This window comes from Streptomyces fulvoviolaceus (genome assembly GCF_000718165.1).
In the GTDB taxonomy this organism is placed as follows: domain Bacteria; phylum Actinomycetota; class Actinomycetes; order Streptomycetales; family Streptomycetaceae; genus Streptomyces; species Streptomyces fulvoviolaceus.
On sequence record NZ_JOEY01000027.1, the window covers coordinates 137777 to 153921 of the forward strand.

Consider the following 16145-nt stretch of genomic DNA (forward strand, 5'->3'; position numbering starts at 1 on the left):
ACATCAAACCCGGCATATGGCCAGATGAGAGCGTGCCCGCACCGCAACCCCTGCTCCCCGACCCCATCCGCCGCCTCGCCGCCTGGTGCGCCGTCACCCTCCTGGTCGCCGGAGTCGTCTACGTCGGGATCCGGCTGTGCGTGGAGTTCAGGACCGCCGTTACGCCCGTGCTGCTCGCGTTGCTCGGGACCGCGTTGCTCAGGCCGTTGTACGGGCGGCTTGTCAAGGCGAGGGTCAATCGGTCGGTTGCCGCCGGGCTGACGTGTGTTGCTGTGCTGGCCGTCGTCGGTGGGGCCGTGTACATCGTCGTCGCCGCGCTCATCGACACCGGTGACGAGATCCTCGACTCGCTCAAGCAGGCCGCGAACTCGCTCGCCGATCACTTCGGGGCCGCCGGGACCTCGCTGGACGACCTTGCGTCGAATGCGAAGGAACTGCTCAGCAAGTTCGGGGGGACCGCTGCCTCGGGTGTCATCAGCGGCGTCAGTGTCGTCGGCGAGACCATCGCCATGGCCGTGCTGGCGCTGCTCCTTGTTTTCTTCTTCTTGCGGGACTCGCACAAAGCCGCCGGCACCCTCCGCGGCATCGCTCCGGGGGCGAGCGGCGACACCCTTGAGGCCATGGCGCGGCGGGCCTTCGAGGGCGTTGAAGGGTTCATGCGGGGCACCACCGTCATCGCCCTCATCGACGCCTTCTGCATCACCGTCGGGCTGCTCGTCCTCCGTGTTCCGGGGGCCGTGGGGCTCGGGGCCCTCGTGTTCGTCGGGGCCTATATCCCCTACCTCGGTGCCTTCGTCTCCGGTGCCGTGGCCGTATTGGTCGCGCTGGCCGACCGGGGGGTCGTGATCGCCCTCTGGGCGCTCGGCGTCGTCCTCGCCGTGCAGGTGCTGGAAGGGCACGTACTGCAGCCCATGATCCAGAGCCGGACCGTGCAGATGCACCCGGCCGTGGTCATGCTGGCCATCACCGCGGGGGCCTCCGTCGCCGGGATTCTCGGGATGCTGCTCGCCGTGCCGCTGACCGCCGCCGCGTTCGGGGTCCTGCACGAGCTGCGGACCCGCTATTCCACCTCCACCGAGGGCTCTGCCGAGGGCTCCACCGAGGTCTCGTAGAGCTCGAACCAGATGCTCTTGCCCTCGCCCCGCGGATCCACCCCCCACAGGTCCGCGAGGAGTTCGATCAGCATCAAGCCCCGGCCGGAGGACGCCAGTTCGCCGGGTCTGCGCTTGTGCGGGAGGTCGTCGCTGGTGTCCGTGACCTCGACGCGCATCCGGCGGTCGCCCGGCTCGCCCCGCACCTCTGCCAGCAACAACGCGTCCGCGTCGGTGTGGACCAGTACGTTCGTCAGCGTCTCGGAGAGGAGCAGGACCGCCGAGTCGACCTGGTCCGGCGAGGCCCAGTCGTGCAGGAGCTCGCGCAGCTGCTGGCGCGCCACCGCCACCCGCTCCGGTTCCGCCTGGGCCACCGACAGCATCGTGCGGCGCACGGTGGGCCGTACCGCCACGGCGTCTCCGCAGCCACAGCCCTCCCCCTCCCGGCACAGCAGCAGGACGGCTATGTCGTCCTCGCGGCGGTCGGCCAGCGGGCCGGTGGTGTGGTGGGAGGAGGGGCCGTGGACGGCCTGGACCAGGGCGTCGGCGAGGGACTCCAGGTCGCCGTCGTGGGTCTCGAGGATCGTGCGGATGCGCTTCCAGCCGGTCTCTATGTCGTGGCCGCCGGTCTCGATCAGGCCGTCGGTGCAGATCAACATGGTCTCGCCGGGTTCGAGGGCGATCCGGGTGGTCGGGTAGTCGGCGTCCGGGTCGATGCCGAGGGGGAGGCCGCCGTCCGTGCGGCGGATCAGGACCGTGCCGTCGGCCATGCGGACCGCCGGGTCGGGGTGGCCGGCGCGGGCGACGTCCAGGACGCCGGTCGTGGGGTCGACCTCGACGTACAGGCAGGTCGCGAAGCGGAGGTCGGCGGCGTCGGGATCGTCGTACGTCATGCCGTGCAGGAAGCGCGACGCGCGGGAGAGGACGGCGTCCGGGCGGTGGCCCTCGGAGGCGTAGGCGCGCAGGGCGATGCGGAGCTGGCCCATCAGGCCCGCCGCGCGTACGTCGTGGCCCTGGACGTCACCGATGACCAGGGCGAAGCGGCCGCCGGGCAGGGGGATCATGTCGTACCAGTCGCCGCCGACCTGGAGGCCGCCGCCGGTGGGGACGTAGCGGGCGGCGATGCTCATGCCCGGTATCTCGGGGCCGAGGTGGGGGAGCATCGAGCGCTGGAGGCCGTCCGTGAGCTCGCGTTCCGACTCCGCGACCCCGGCCCGGGACAGGGCCTGGGCCAGCATCCGGGCGACCGTGGTCAGGACCGAGCGCTCGTCCGGGGTGAAGGCGACCGGGTAGGTGAAGGCCGCCATCCACGCGCCCATCGTGCGGCCGGCGACCGTCAGCGGCAGGAAGGCCCAGGACTGGCGGCCGAAGTGCTGGGCGAGGGGCCAGGTGACGGGGTAGCGGGTCTTGTAGGTCTCGGGGGAGGAGAGGTAGACGGCGCGGCCGGTGCGGACGACCTCGGCGGCGGGGTAGTCCGTGGCCAGGGACATGTGGGAGAAGGGGCCCTCGTCGCCGGGCTGCTGGCCGTGGTGGCCGATGATCGTGAGGCGGTCGCCCTCGACGCCGAAGACGGCCAGGCCGTCGGGGGTGAAGCCGGGCATGGAGAGGCCCGCGGCCACGCGCAGGACCTCGGCGGTCGAGCGGGCCTCGGCCAGGGCGCGGCCCGCGTCCAGCAGGAAGGCCTCGCGGGAGCGCCGCCAGTCGCCGGTGACCGCGGTGCGTCCGGCGGGGGTGCCGGGCACCGGTTCGGTGACCTCCTGGAGGGTGCCGGTCAGCAGGAAGGTCCGTCGCTCCGCGTCGTAGGACGGCTTGGAGCGGCTGCGTACGGTGCGGATCACCCGGCCCCGCTCGTCCATGATCCTGATCCGCACCTCGGCGAGGGTGCCCTCGGCGACGGCGAGCTGGACGACTCCGGTGATCTCGTTCCAGTCGACGGGGTGCATACGGGAGCGTGCCTGGGCCTCCGTGAGGGCCGTCTCCGCGGCGGGCAGCCCCAGGAGACGGGCCGCCTCGGCGTTCACCGTGACCAGCTCGGCGGCCGTGTCCCAGTGCCAGATGCCGGTCGCGAGGGCGGTGAGGACATCCCCCACGGCGGGCAGGGGCTCACCAGTGCGCATTGCCCCACTTTAAGAAGAGGTGAGCCCTCACGGCCACTGATCACCGATTCTTTGTGACTGATCACCGGCCATTAATGGTGGGGAGCCGATGTTGGGGTGCCCGGTACCCTTGGGAGAGTTTCACGTGAAACAACCCCGATCTGCGAAGGCTGGATGAACGACGATGCATCGGTACAGGTCCCACACCTGCGGCGAGCTCCGCGCCTCTGACGTCGGCACCGACGTCCGGCTGAGTGGCTGGCTGCACAATCGGCGCGACCTGGGCGGCATCCTCTTCATCGATCTGCGCGATCACTACGGCATCACGCAGCTCGTCGCCCGTCCCGGCACCCCCGCGTACGAGGCCCTCGACAAGGTCACCAAGGAGTCGACGGTCCGCATCGACGGCAAGGTCGTCTCCCGCGGCACCGAGAACGTGAACCCGGACCTGCCTTCCGGTGAGATCGAGGTCGAGGTCGGCGAGGTCGAGCTGCTCGGCGCGGCCGCCCCGCTGCCGTTCACGATCAACGCCGAGGACGGGGTCAACGAGGAGCGGCGCCTGGAGTACCGCTTCCTGGACCTGCGGCGCGAGCGTATGCACCGCAACATCCTGCTGCGTACGTCGGTGATCAGCGCCATTCGTCACAAGATGACGGCCCTCGGGTTCAACGAGATGGCCACGCCGATCCTGTCCGCGACCTCCCCCGAGGGCGCGCGTGACTTCGTCGTGCCGTCGCGCCTGAACCCGGGCAAGTTCTACGCCCTCCCCCAGGCGCCGCAGCAGTTCAAGCAGCTGCTGATGATCTCGGGCTTCGACCGGTACTTCCAGATCGCGCCCTGTTTCCGTGACGAGGACGCGCGTGCGGACCGTTCGCCGGGCGAGTTCTACCAGCTCGACGTGGAGATGTCCTTCGTCGAGCAGGAGGACGTCTTCCAGCCGATCGAGAAGCTGATGACGGAGCTGTTCGAGGAGTTCGGGGGCGGCCGTCACGTCACCTCGCCGTTCCCGCGGATCCCGTTCCGTGAGGCGATGCTGAAGTACGGCTCCGACAAGCCGGATCTGCGGGCCCAGCTGGAGCTCGTCGACATCACCGACGTCTTCGAGGGCTCGGAGTTCAAGGCGTTCGCCGGCAAGCACGTGCGCGCGCTGCCGGTGCCGGACGTCGCCGGCCAGTCCCGCAAGTTCTTCGACCAGCTCGGCGACTTCGCCGTGACGCTGGGCGCGAAGGGCCTGGCCTGGGTGCGGGTCGCCGAGGACGGTTCGCTGACCGGCCCGATCGCGAAGTTCCTCACCGAGGAGAACGTCGCCGAGCTCACCAAGCGGCTCTCCCTGGCCCCCGGTCACGCCGTCTTCTTCGGCGCGGGCGAGTTCGACGAGGTCTCGAAGATCATGGGCGCGGTGCGGGTCGAGACCGCCAAGCGTGCCGGGCACTTCGAGGAGGGCGTCTTCCGGTTCTGCTGGATCGTCGACTTCCCGATGTACGAGAAGGACGAGGACACCGGCGCGATCGACTTCTCGCACAACCCGTTCTCCATGCCGCAGGGCGGTCTGGAGGCCCTGGAGACCCAGGACCCGCTGGACATCCTCGGCTGGCAGTACGACATCGTCTGCAACGGCGTCGAGCTGTCCTCCGGCGCGATCCGGAACCACGAGCCGGAGATCATGCTCAAGGCCTTCGAGATCGCGGGCTACGACCGCGAGACCGTCGAGGAGAAGTTCGCCGGCATGCTGCGTGCGTTCCGCTTCGGCGCCCCGCCGCACGGCGGGATCGCCCCCGGTGTCGACCGCATCGTGATGCTGCTGGCCGACGAGCCGAACATCCGCGAGACCATCGCCTTCCCGCTCAACGGCAACGCCCAGGACCTGATGATGGGCGCGCCGACGGAGCTGGAGGAGGCGCGGCTGAGGGAGCTGCACCTGTCGGTGCGGAAGCCGCAGCCGAAGTAGCGGGCCGCGCGAGCGAAGTAAGGCAAGCCTTTCAACTCGGCTGATCGCAAAGGGACTTGAAATCGACGGACGATTTCAAGTCCCTTTCGCATGCGCGCGGAAAAGGGGCCGTTTTCCTAGCTCGCTGACAGACTTCTTACCTAACTTCCAGCCGCATGACAGCGAATCACCAGCCTCAAGAGGCCACAGACGTACGGGATGTGACGCGCCGTAGGGTCGTCGCGGTGGGCGCCGGAGCGGTCGCGGCGGTGGGTCTGGGCGGCAGCGCCTTCGCGGCGAACGCCCTCACCGAGGAACCCGGGCAGAAGAGACATGCGCCGGTGGCCGCCGAGGACTGCTATGTGCTGACCTCGGAGACCACCGAGGGCCCGTACTACATCGACGCGGACAAGCTCCGCCGGGACGTCACCGAGGACAAGCCGGGTATCCCGTTCCTCCTCCGGATCAAGGTGATCGACAACGAGACCTGCAAGTCGATCCGCAAGGCGGCCGTCGACATCTGGCACTGCGACGCGGTGGGCGTCTACTCCGGCTACGAGGACATGGGCAACGGGGGCGGCGGCCCGGCCCCGACGGGAACGCCCACCGACACTCCGACCGGCACCCCCACCGACGTGCCGACCGGGCCGCCCCCGGGCGGTGGCCACACGGAGCCGACCGACGACACCCGCTATCTGCGCGGGACCTGGCGGACGGACCGGCACGGGTTCGTCACCTTCAAGACGGTGTTCCCGGGCTGGTACCGGGGTCGTACCGTCCACATCCATGTCAAGGTGCACGTCAACGGCGAGTGGACCGACGCCGGTTACGAGGGCGGCAACACCTGCCACACCGGCCAGTTCTTCTTCGACGAGGAGTCGGTCCTGGCCTCGGCGGTCGTGGAGCCGTACGTGTCCAACACGGCCGAGCGCACCACGCTCGACGAGGACACGATCTACGACGGCAGCGGTGTCCCGGGCGGCTTGCTCAAGCTGAGGTACCGCAAGGACGACATCGCGAAGGGCGTCCGCGGCTCGATCACCGTCGGCGTGGACCCGGAGGCGGCGAACGACGGTCAGGACACCCCGCCGCAGGAGAGTGCGTCGCCGTCTCCGTCCGCTTCGGCGAGCTGACCTGAGTCGACCCCCGACCCCCGACCCCCGACCCCCGGGCCTCGGCCTCCTGACCTGCACTGTCGGGAGGCCGGGCCCCTCCAGGGCCGAAGTAAGGCAAGGCTTGCCTTTTACCTTCCTTTGAACATGCCACAGCGCTTTCCCACGCCCCTGACAGCCTCCTTACCTAACTTCGCTGGTCATGACGGGAAACCAGACTGACCAGGAACCGAAGCACAAGCGCGACCTGACGCGTCGTAAGGTCGTCGTCGCGGGTGCGGGCGCCGCCGTGGCCGTGGGTGTGGGCGGCACCCTGGCCGCCTCGGGCGCTTTCGCGGACGAGACGACGGGCACGGCCACGGCGACCGCGAGCGCGAGCAGCAGTAGCTCGGAGGCCTGCTACAAGCTCACCTCGGAGACCACCGAGGGCCCTTACTACATCGACGCCGACAAGATCCGCCGGGACATCACCGAGGACAAGGAGGGCATCCCGCTCACCCTCACCCTCAAGGTGATCGACTCCGAGACCTGCAAGCCGATCCGCAACGCGGCCGTCGACATCTGGCACTGTGACGCGCTCGGCCTCTACTCGGGTTACGAGAGCTTCTCCGAGGGCGGCGGCACCGCCCCCACGGACGCTCCCTCCGGCACCCCCACCGGCGAGCCCCCGTCCGGGGCGCCCTCCGGCGGCACCGGCGGTGGCGGCGGGCACGAGGAGCCGACCAGCGACACCCGCTATCTGCGGGGCACCTGGAAGACGGACAAGCACGGCCTCGTCACCTTCAAGACGATCTTCCCGGGCTGGTACCAGGGCCGCTGTGTGCACATCCACACCAAGGTGCACGTCAGCGGCGAGTGGACCGACGCCGGTTACGAGGGCGGCAACACCTGCCACACCGGCCAGCTGTTCTTCTCCGAGGAGTCCGTGCTCGCCTCCGCCGAGGTCGACCCGTACTCCACCAGCACCACCACCCGGACCACGCTCACCGAGGACATGATCTACGACCAGAGCGGCACCACGGGCGGCCTGCTGAAGCTGAAGTACAACAAGAAGAACATCGCCAAGGGTGTCCACGCCTCCCTCACGATGGGCGTCGACCCGGACGTGACGAACGACGGCACCTGAGCCGTCGGGACCGAGACATGAAGGCGCCCGGGGTGAACACACCCCGGGCGCTTCGTCCTGTGAACTCCCTGTTCAGGAAAGGGACTTGTAGCCGCTCCAGCCGGTCGCGATCTTCGTGCGCGATCCGAACGACCCCTTGCCGTCCCCGCTGTTGCGCCACACGTTGCCGCTGGTGTCGCGGGAGACGAGGTCGGCCTTGCCGTCGTCGGTGATGTCACCGACACCGACGACCACGTTGTACGAACCGCCCCAGCTGGAGAACAGCTTCACGCGGGCCGCGAAGGTGCCGTTGCCCTTGCCGTCGTAGCGGTAGAGGTTGTTGGCCTTGTCCTGGGCGATCAGGTCGCTGATGCCGTCGGTCAGGACGTCGTACTGCGTCCAGCCGCTGCTCGCCAGTGTCGTGTACGACGTCGACGGCTTGAGCGCCGCGTTGCAGCCCGGCTTGTACAGGCGCAGTGCCCCGCTGCTGTAGCGGACGAGGACGTCGTTGCAGCGGTCGCCGCTCAGGTCGCCGAACGGCACGGCCTTCACCGACGTCGCCCAGCCGGTGCCGGTCCGCTTGTCGCTGAACTTGCCCGTGCCGGTGCCGGAGTGCCAGGTCAGGCCGCCGGAGGAGTTGAGGGTGAGCAGGTCGCCGCGTCCGTCGGGGCCGTCGGGGCTGACGAAGTCGCGCCGGACCGCCGCTCCGCGCTGGAGGAAGGCCTCACCGGTGGTGACCGTGTTCGCCGTGGCGGTGCCGAGGCCGGTCGCCTTCAGCGTCCACTTGAGCCAGCCGTTGGGGAAGTAACTCCCGCTCGCCGTCTTGCCGTTCCAGGACGCCGACATCATGGCCGAGGCGGCGGAGCCGGTGATCGTGCGGGTGGCCTTGCCGTTCGCGCCGCTCTGGACGGAGGTGAAGGTGAGCGACCAGGAGGAGACCGGGCGGGACAGCAGCCAGCTGCCCTCGAAGGGCGTGCCCGTGTCCACGTAGTTGCCGGCCGACGTCTCGAAGGCGGTCACGGCGGACGGGGTGATGCCCGTGGTGGTGACGTGGGTGCGCTCGTAGTCGTCGAACCAGGCGACCAGGCCGGTGTACTCGTCGACGGTCCAGCGGTACCGGCGGTCCGCGGTCAGGCCCTTGTCGGGCAGGCCGGAGGCGATCACCCGGGTGGTGCCGGTGGCCGCCTCGGTGAGGATCAGCGTGCCCGCACTCTGGTCGTGGCGCACGGTGAAGCCGTCGCCGAGCAGCACGTCACCGGGGGTGACCGCTGCCGACGTACCGGCCTTGGTGTCGTACACGCCCGCCGAGTCCGTCCCGCAGGCCCAGTACACCCAGCGGCCCGCCGCCTGGAGTTCGCTCGGCACACAGGCCAGGCCCGGGACGGTCACCGTGGTGAGCGTCGTCCCCAGCGGGATGCTGTACGAGGTGAGCTTGCCGGCGGTGGTGGTGGCGCTCCACAGGGTGGGGCCGTTCAGGGCGGCGGCGCGCACGGACCGCTTCAGCTGCTGGCCCTGGCCGAACTCGGCGACGTACTGCATCGGTGTCGAGCCGCCGGAGTTGTAGACCGCGTAGTCGTCGGAGATGTCGACGATCGCGCCGGCCTCGGTGCCGAAGTCGAGCGTGGAGTCGGACGAGCCGTCCCTCACGCCGACCAGCTGGTCGGCGTTCGCCAGACCGCTGCCGCCCTCGTCGCTGTCGGAGAACGTGCGAAGGAAGACGTCCTTGGGGGTCGTGCCGCTGTTGCCCCACAACGCGGAGCAGGTCGTGTCGGCGTACGGGCACTCGGCGGAGATCGAGTCGCCGGCCGTGGCGGCGGACGCCGTCAGCTCGGTCGAGCCGTTGGTGGTGAGGGTGCGCACGGACGTGGTGTCCGCGGCCTTGTCCGGGTCGTCCTCGACGACACGCAGGCTGCCGCGGCTGAGCGCGATGCCCTTCTTGGCGTTCTCCACCGCCGGGGACTGCTGCACCTTCTCCAGCTTCAGTGTGCCGTCCTCGGCCTGGCTCACGCGCTGCACCCACCAGTCGGTGGCGTCGGTGCCGCCGGTGACCAGCGCGGTGCCGTCGCCGGTCTCCAGCGCGTACTCGCCGGCGCTCGTCAGCAGGGTCTGCTGCACGGAGGGGTCGGTGACGTCGACCGCGAGCAGCTTGGAGCCGAGCGAGCTGGAGGACAGCGGCAGCAGCAGCCAGTCGCCGACCAGGACCGGGTCGCCGTCGAGCGTGCCGGGGTTCGAGGGCAGCGTGACGACCTGCTCGGCGGCGGTGAGGTCGGTGCGGGACTTCAGGTGCAGCGTGGCAGCGCCGGACTGGTACCAGCCGATGCGGTCCTCGCTCATGACGTAGTTCGAGGCGTAGGTGGCGTCGGTGAACACGGTGGTGTTCACGGCCGACTCGACGTCGATGTAGGCGATCGTGCCGGTGTCGGCCGACCAGAGCCCGCCGGCGGAGTCCGCGCCGAGGACGTCCTCGCTCCCCACGCCCATCGGGTCACCGGTCACCTCGCGGGTGCGCCACGCGCCGTCGACCTTGTCGATCAGGGAGTAGGTGGTGACGATCGTGTTCCCGGCGAGCGCCCGGTAGTAGCCGTTGTTGCTGGAGCTCCAGCTCAGCTTCTTGGACGTGGCCGTCGCCGGGTCCCAGAGGGTGGCGTACGCGTCGTTCGCCGTCGTCGGCAGCGCGACCAGGTCGCTGTCCGAGCCGTACCAGGCCGTACGGCATTCGGAGCCGATGTAGGTGCAGCCCGTGCCCGGGGTGTAGACGCCGTCGGCGTTCTCGACGGTGATGGTGTCACCGGTCGTGTAGTCGGTCCACCGCAGGCCGGTGAAACCGGTCTGCCGGTGCAGGAAGCCGCTGTCGCCCGCGGCGTACGGGCGGTCGAGACGTGGTGTGGTGGAGCTGGGATCGGTGAGTGTGATCCCGGTGGTGCCGGCGGCCTCGGCCGCCTGTGCGGCACCGCCGCCGTCCCTCGATCCGGAGAACAAGGTGATGGATCCGGCCGCCACGGCGACCGCGAGCGTGGAGACGAGCGCGGCACGACCGCCCCGTCTCGGGGCGTGTCTGCCCACGTGAAGTTCCCTCCCCCGCGAGGGTCCCCGCCCTCGCACAAGTGGGCGGATGCTACCAGGGGCGGGTGTCCGTCCGGGGTCGTGCTGTGGGCCGGAGCCCGGGCAGAAGTCAGTCCTTGCTCGTGGACTTGCGGGTGCGGCGGCGCAGGGCCGGGCCCAGGCGGACCAGGACGCGCTTCTCGATACCGGTGACACGGCGTTCCACCGCGGCGAGCTGCTTGCGGGAGGCCGCCAACTCCTGGCGTACGACGTCCAGTTGGGCGGCGGTGTCGGTGGCGCGCCGCTCCGCGGCCGTCAGCTTGGCGCGCAGGTCCTTCGTCTCCTTGGCCTGCTTCGTGGCCCGTTCCCTGGCCTTCACGTCGGCCGCGGTGATCCGCTCGCGGAGGCGGCTGATGCGGTACCGCATCTGGCCGTCGTCCTCGCCGTCCCAGACCGGCATCGACGGGGGCAGGTCGAGGGAGGCGAGGCGGGCGTCGAAGGCGGCGCCGCCGTCGCCGTGGGTGTAGGCGTTCTGCAGGCCGTTGCGGTCGAGGAAGGCGACCATGCGCTCGAAGCGTTCGCTGTGGCCCTTGATCATCGCCGAGAAGTCGGCGCCCTCGTACAGGTCCCGCGGGTCGGTGTCGCCGCTCAGCTCGGCGAGCGGGCGGTGCGGGATGTCGAAGTACCGGCAGAGTTCGAGGGTGCGCGAGTCGTGGGTGAGGACGACGCTCGGGGTGCCGGCCAGGAGGGCGGCGACATTGCCGTGGATCCGGGTGCCGAAGGCGAAGTCGTAGCCGCGCAGTTCGTCGATCCAGGTCGCCGGGTCCAGCGGCATGCGCACCTTGTTCTCCTGCAGCAGCGCGTGGCTGAGCTGGAGCGGGAACGGGTCGTCGTATCCCGACTCGGGGGTGGTGTCGCCCCAGAGCAGCAGTTCCGCGTCGACCAGGTTCTGCGCGTAGTACGTGAGGTCCGGGTAGCGCTCCCAGGCGTGGCGGGCGATGCCCGAGATGTCGCCGACGGGGATCGCGTCCGGGGAGAGGTTCAGGGCGATGCGGGAGGAGGAGGTGAGCTCCGTGGCGCGGATCTCGGGGAACCTGTCGCCGTGCAGGAACATCGACGGGCAGCCGATGATGTCGACGTCGTGGAAGCCGAGGTCGCGGAGGTAGCTCGCGGTCAGTTCACCGCGGACGCCGATGGAGGCCGACCGCTCCAGGACCGCGCGGGCGAAGCGCCTGACCGAGTCCGCGAGCGGGCCCAGCTGCTCGGTGTCGTAGTCGTCGGGGGCCTGTGCGCCCACGCCGAAGACGATCACCGGGATCCTGAGCTGCTCGATCAGCGTGGACAGGCGGTCCAGCGAGGCCTGGAAGCTCGGGCGGAAGGCGTTGGCGAGCGGGACGACGAAGGCGTCGTACCGCTCGTTGATCTCCGCGGCGCGCTCGGCCGAGTGGTCCGTGCGGATGCCGTTGGACGTCACCTCGGTGTCCGGCGTCGTCAGCATCTTGTGGGCGGAGTCGCTGAAGATCAGGTTGCCGGTGTTCGTCCCGATGAGGTCCTGCTGGACGAACTCCGTCGGGGTGGCGACACGGAACGGACTCTTTCCGGACCGGATCAGGATCTGCTTCACGACACCCCTCGGACGGCGACTTGACCGAGCTTCTGTTCGCGTGTCGGTCGTATGAGTGAACAAACCCTATAGGGAGGTAAATGCAGAGTGAAGAGAGTGCGTGAAAGTCACACGGGTGATTGACGGGATGCTGCGTCGCCGTCATGGGGATCCCGTAGCGGGCGCACAGGCTGCTCGACACCTTCGCACAGTGGAGGGGCGTGTCATGGGACGTACGGGGACGGATCGACACGCTGGAGGTAGCGATGGGGTTCATGGTGCTTCTCGCACTGGTGCTGGTGGGCGGGGCGGTCTTCGCGGTCGTGACGCAGCGGCGGGCGGGTGCGGCGGGCGTATCGGGTATGCCCGGTACGCAGGGTGCTGCCGCTTCGGTTCCTGTCTCTCCGGCTCCCGTCATCGTCTCCGACCTCGACGCGCACGCCGAGGCCCGGCGCTGGGTCGAGCGGCTCGGTGGCGGTCTGGCCACGCTCGACGCCGCGGGTGACGAGGCCGCCGCGCAGGCCCTCGCCGACGCGGGCGAGCGGTACCGCGCCGCGCAGGGGCAGCTCGACGCCGCCGAGTACGGCTTGGTGACCCGGACCGCCCTGGAGGGCCTGTACTACGTCCGCGGCGCCCGCACCGTCCTCGGTCTCGACCCCGGCCCCGCGCTGCCGGATCTCGGTACGGCCCAAGTCACCGCCCGGGACGGGCGGGTCACGGTCGACGCCCGGACGTACGCCGTCTCCAACCGTCGGGGCGGGGCGACGCCGTACTACTACCCCGGCGGTGTCGTCGGCGGTCGGCGGGTTCCGGGCGGCTGGTACAGCTCGCCCTGGTGGAAGGCGGTGCTGGTGGCCGACGGCGTGTTCTGAACCGGCGGCTCTTTGCTCCTGGTTCACCTTGATGATGCTGTCTCTTTACTTCTCAAAATCACTTAAGGGAACTCACAGAGACCTCACAGGGCACTGTCCGACCGTCATGTCATGACCCCAACGGCCGTGAACCAACTCCTCCTGGTCGCCTGCGACCTCGTCGCCATCTCCCTCCTCACCTTCGGCGTGTACTTCCCGCGTCACCACCGCCGGGACCTGGTCACGGCCTTCCTCGGGGTGAACGTCGGAGTGCTCGCGGTGTCGATGACGCTGAGCTCGACGTCGGTCGGGATCGGGCTGGGGATGGGCCTGTTCGGGGTGCTGTCGATCATCCGGCTGCGGTCGTACGAGATCGCCCAGCACGAGATCGCGTACTACTTCTCCGCCCTCGCCGTCGGCCTGCTCAACGGCCTCCCGCACCGCGTGAGCGTCCTGACCGCGTGCCTGACGCTGCTGATCGTCGCCGCCCTCTACGTCGGCGACCACCCCCGCCTCTTCCCCCGCCACCGGCAGCGCAGCCTGCGCCTCGACTCCGCCCACACCGACGAGGATGCCCTGCGCGCCCACCTCGAAGTGCTGCTCGGCGGGCGGGTGGTGAACCTGTCCGTCAAGAACATCGACCTCGTCAACGACACCACCCTGGTCGAGGTGCGGTACGTCGTCCCCGCCGCGCGGCGGGCCGAGGACGTCGGTGTGCCCACCGAGCAGGAGGTACGGGCGTGACCACGCTCGACTCCCTCGGCACGGCCGTCGACACGCTCCGGCCCATCGGGCTCCACGAACTCCTCGCCCACGCCGAGCTGTTGACCCGGCTGGACCGGAAGTACATGCTGCCCGTCGTCGACCTGCCGTTCGTGTTCGGCGGCATGGACGAGGACGTACGGGTCCTGGAGATCGACGGCCGGCGGCAGTTCCGCTACCGGTCCCTCTACTTCGACACCCCGGACCTCGACGGCTACCTGGGCGCGGCCCGGCGCCGCCGCAGACGCTTCAAGGTTCGTGTGCGTACCTACCTCGACTCCGGTCTCGATTTCGTCGAGGTCAAGACGCGGGGGCCGCGCGGTACGACCGTCAAGCACCGGATGCCCTACGACGGTGACCCGGGCCAACTCGGCGCCGACGCCCGGGCGTTCGTGGACGCCGTGCTCACCGGGGCCGGGATCGACTCGGCCGGCTTCCGGTTCGTGCCCTCGCTGACGACGACGTACCGGCGCACCACGCTCTTCCTCCCGGCCACGGGCAGCCGGCTCACCGTCGACACCGGGCTGGGCTGGGCCCTGCCCGACGGGAGCGCCGCCCTGCGCACCCCGGACCGCGCCATCGTCGAGACCAAGTCCGGGCGGGCGGGGTCCGGCGCCGACCGGCTGATGTGGTCGCTCAGGCACCGGCCCTGCCCGGTCTCGAAGTACGGCACCGGGCTCGCCGCCCTGCGCCCCGACCTTCCCGCCCACCGGTGGCTGCCCGTGCTGCGGCGCCACTTTCCCACCGCACTCGACGGGAGTCCCGCATGAGGACGAGAACAACTGGATCGGTTGTGGGCGCCCTCGCCTCCGCCGCGCTCGCCGCGGCGGCGCTGGCGGGATGCACGTCCTCGGACTCCTCCTCCGACGGCGCTTCGTCCTCGGAGAGTTCTTCGAGTACGACGGCCGCTGCCGCCGTCGAGGGCGGCCAGTCCGCCGCGACCGTGCTGGCGGACAACAAGGAGGCGCACACCGAGGGGTCCTGGGATGAGGACGACGCCGTGGACATCACGCTCGACGGCGACTCCGCCACCGTCGACGGCGACGGGGCCCGGGCGGACGACGGCACGGTGACCATCGGCTCCGCGGGGACGTACCGGCTGAGCGGGAAGCTCACCGGGCAGGTCGTCGTCAACGCCCCTGACCAGAAAGTCACGTTGATCCTCGACGGGGTGTCGGTGTCGAACCCCTCCGGCGCGGCTCTGGCGGCGACCGAGGCGGACGAGGTCACGATCGTCCTGGCCGACGGCAGCGAGAACACGCTCTCCGACGCCGACTCCTACGCCGAGGACGCGGAAGCCGACGCAGCGCTCCACAGCGCGGCCGACCTGACGGTGGCGGGCGACGGCTCGCTCACTGTGCACGGCAACGGAAACGACGGGATCGCCAGTACGGACGGCCTGGTCATCGCCTCCGGCACGGTCACCGTCGACGCCGCCGACGACGGCATCCGCGGCAAGGACTACCTGGTCGTGGAGGGCGGCACGCTCAGCGTCACCGCCAAGGGCGACGGGCTGAAGTCCGACAACTCCGAGGACGCGGACGCCGGTTACATCGCGGTGGGCGGCGGCACGGTGAAGGTGAGCAGCGCGGGCGACGGCATAGACGCGGCCACCGATCTCGTGGTCACCGGCGGCAAGGTGGACGTCAGCAGCAAGGCCACCGACGACTCCTCGGCCCACGGCCTCAAGGCGGGCGTGATCGCCGTACTGGAGGGCGGAGCGGCCGCCGTCGACTCCTCCGCCGACGCCGTCCACGGCGAAGCGGCCGTCCACTTCAACGGCGCGGACGTCACCCTCGCCGCCGGTGACGACGGGGTGCACGCCGAGGGCGATCTGGTCATCAGCAAGGGCGAGTTGGAGATCACGACGGCGAACGAGGGGCTGGAGGGCAAGGACATCCTGGTCCGCGGCGGCTCGTCGACGGTCACGTCGAACGACGACGGGGTCAACGCGTCGGGGAGCGAGGCGACTTCGGACACTCAAGGAGGCGGCCCCGGAGGAGGAGGCGGCCCCGGCGGCGGTGGCGAGAACGTCGGCGACTACTCGTTGAAGATCACCGGCGGCACCCTCGTCCTCAACGCCGAGGGCGACGGCTTCGACTCCAACGGCACCGCCGAGATCACCGGCGGCACGCTCGTCGTCAACGGCCCCCAGCGGGGCGGCAACGGCGCCCTCGACGTCAACGGCAGCTTCACGGTGAGCGGCGGTGTGGTCCTCGCCTCGGGCAGCGCCAGCATGATCGTCGCCCCGGACGAGGAGTCCGAGCAGGGCTGGCTCTCGGCGACGCTCGACTCGTCCGTCGACGCGGGCACGACCCTGCACATCGTCGACTCCGACGGGAAGGTCGTCGCGTCGTACGTCACCTCGAAGACCATCCAGAACGTCGTGTACTCGGGCGAGGGCATCGAGAACGGCGAGGAGTACACCGTCTACGCGGGCGGCAGCACCTCCGGCTCCGACACCGGCGGTCTCGCGGAGTCGGGCAAGCTCGGCTCGGCGGAGAAGATCGCGACGGTGACGGCGGGGGAGGCTCCGGAGGGCGGTGGGTTCGGGGG

11 protein-coding genes are annotated in these 16145 nt (G+C 70.1%); 8 read left to right on the top strand and 3 right to left on the bottom strand.

Annotated features, from left to right (window positions below):
• Nucleotides 1–32 precede the first annotated feature (32 nt).
• Nucleotides 33–1112 (top strand): AI-2E family transporter, encoded by a 1080-nt coding sequence (locus tag IG08_RS0128395; protein ID WP_052424918.1) that lies wholly within the window; start codon nt 33–35, stop codon nt 1110–1112.
• Here the strand turns inward: IG08_RS0128395 and IG08_RS0128400 are convergent.
• The gene (locus IG08_RS0128400) at nt 1061–3208 is read right to left on the bottom strand and encodes a SpoIIE family protein phosphatase (protein ID WP_030608352.1); all 2148 of its coding nucleotides are present in this window, start codon (nt 3206–3208) and stop codon (nt 1061–1063) included. The genes IG08_RS0128395 and IG08_RS0128400 overlap by 52 nt on opposite strands.
• A gap of 163 nt (nt 3209–3371) precedes the next feature.
• Between IG08_RS0128400 and aspS the strand changes: the two genes are divergently transcribed.
• The 3 genes from aspS to IG08_RS0128415 all read left to right on the top strand — a co-directional run bounded on the left by aspS (nt 3372) and on the right by IG08_RS0128415 (nt 7352).
• Nucleotides 3372–5135 carry an aspartate--tRNA ligase gene (aspS, locus tag IG08_RS0128405; RefSeq protein WP_030608355.1) on the top strand — a complete coding sequence of 588 codons (1764 nt, stop codon included), beginning with the start codon at nt 3372–3374 and terminating at the stop codon, nt 5133–5135.
• A gap of 155 nt (nt 5136–5290) precedes the next feature.
• Nucleotides 5291–6247 carry an intradiol ring-cleavage dioxygenase gene (locus IG08_RS0128410; RefSeq protein ID WP_030608358.1) on the top strand — a complete coding sequence of 319 codons (957 nt, stop codon included), beginning with the start codon at nt 5291–5293 and terminating at the stop codon, nt 6245–6247.
• A 181-nt stretch (nt 6248–6428) separates the two neighbouring features.
• Entirely contained in the window at nt 6429–7352 is a 924-nt protein-coding gene (locus IG08_RS0128415; RefSeq protein ID WP_030608361.1) for an intradiol ring-cleavage dioxygenase, read from the top strand.
• Nucleotides 7353–7424: 72 nt separating this feature from the next.
• Here IG08_RS0128415 and IG08_RS0128420 read toward each other — a convergent pair whose 3' ends face one another.
• Nucleotides 7425–10394, bottom strand: coding sequence for an FG-GAP repeat domain-containing protein (locus IG08_RS0128420; protein WP_030608364.1), 2970 nt, complete (start codon nt 10392–10394; stop codon nt 7425–7427).
• Nucleotides 10395–10503: 109 nt separating this feature from the next.
• Nucleotides 10504–11997: a polysaccharide pyruvyl transferase family protein gene (locus tag IG08_RS0128425; RefSeq protein ID WP_030608366.1), complete on the bottom strand. Its 1494-nt coding sequence runs from the start codon at nt 11995–11997 to the stop codon at nt 10504–10506.
• 200 nt (nt 11998–12197) lie between these two features.
• Between IG08_RS0128425 and IG08_RS0128430 the strand changes: the two genes are divergently transcribed.
• From IG08_RS0128430 to IG08_RS0128445, 4 genes are all read left to right on the top strand, one after another.
• Nucleotides 12198–12848 (top strand): hypothetical protein, encoded by a 651-nt coding sequence (locus IG08_RS0128430; RefSeq protein WP_158812291.1) that lies wholly within the window; start codon nt 12198–12200, stop codon nt 12846–12848.
• 111 nt (nt 12849–12959) lie between these two features.
• The gene (locus tag IG08_RS0128435; RefSeq protein ID WP_234342994.1) at nt 12960–13571 is read left to right on the top strand and encodes a DUF4956 domain-containing protein; all 612 of its coding nucleotides are present in this window, start codon (nt 12960–12962) and stop codon (nt 13569–13571) included.
• On the top strand, nt 13568–14359 hold the full coding sequence (locus tag IG08_RS0128440; RefSeq protein WP_030608374.1) for a VTC domain-containing protein: 792 nt from the start codon (nt 13568–13570) through the stop codon (nt 14357–14359). Before IG08_RS0128435 ends, IG08_RS0128440 begins: the two co-directional genes overlap by 4 nt.
• A partial coding sequence (locus IG08_RS0128445; RefSeq protein WP_030608376.1) for a carbohydrate-binding domain-containing protein occupies nt 14356–16145 on the top strand: 1790 nt, incomplete at its 3' end. The genes IG08_RS0128440 and IG08_RS0128445, both read left to right, overlap by 4 nt.

Bases quoted from the DNA above. Each gene is read 5' to 3' on its own strand.
- IG08_RS0128400 (WP_030608352.1), bottom strand. From the start codon at position 3,208: ATGCGCACTGGTGAGCCCCTGCCCGCCGTGGGGGATGTCCTCACCGCC.
- aspS (WP_030608355.1), top strand. From the start codon at position 3,372: ATGCATCGGTACAGGTCCCACACCTGCGGCGAGCTCCGCGCCTCTGAC.
- IG08_RS0128410 (WP_030608358.1), top strand. From the start codon at position 5,291: ATGACAGCGAATCACCAGCCTCAAGAGGCCACAGACGTACGGGATGTG.
- IG08_RS0128415 (WP_030608361.1), top strand. From the start codon at position 6,429: ATGACGGGAAACCAGACTGACCAGGAACCGAAGCACAAGCGCGACCTG.
- IG08_RS0128435 (WP_234342994.1), top strand. From the start codon at position 12,960: ATGACCCCAACGGCCGTGAACCAACTCCTCCTGGTCGCCTGCGACCTC.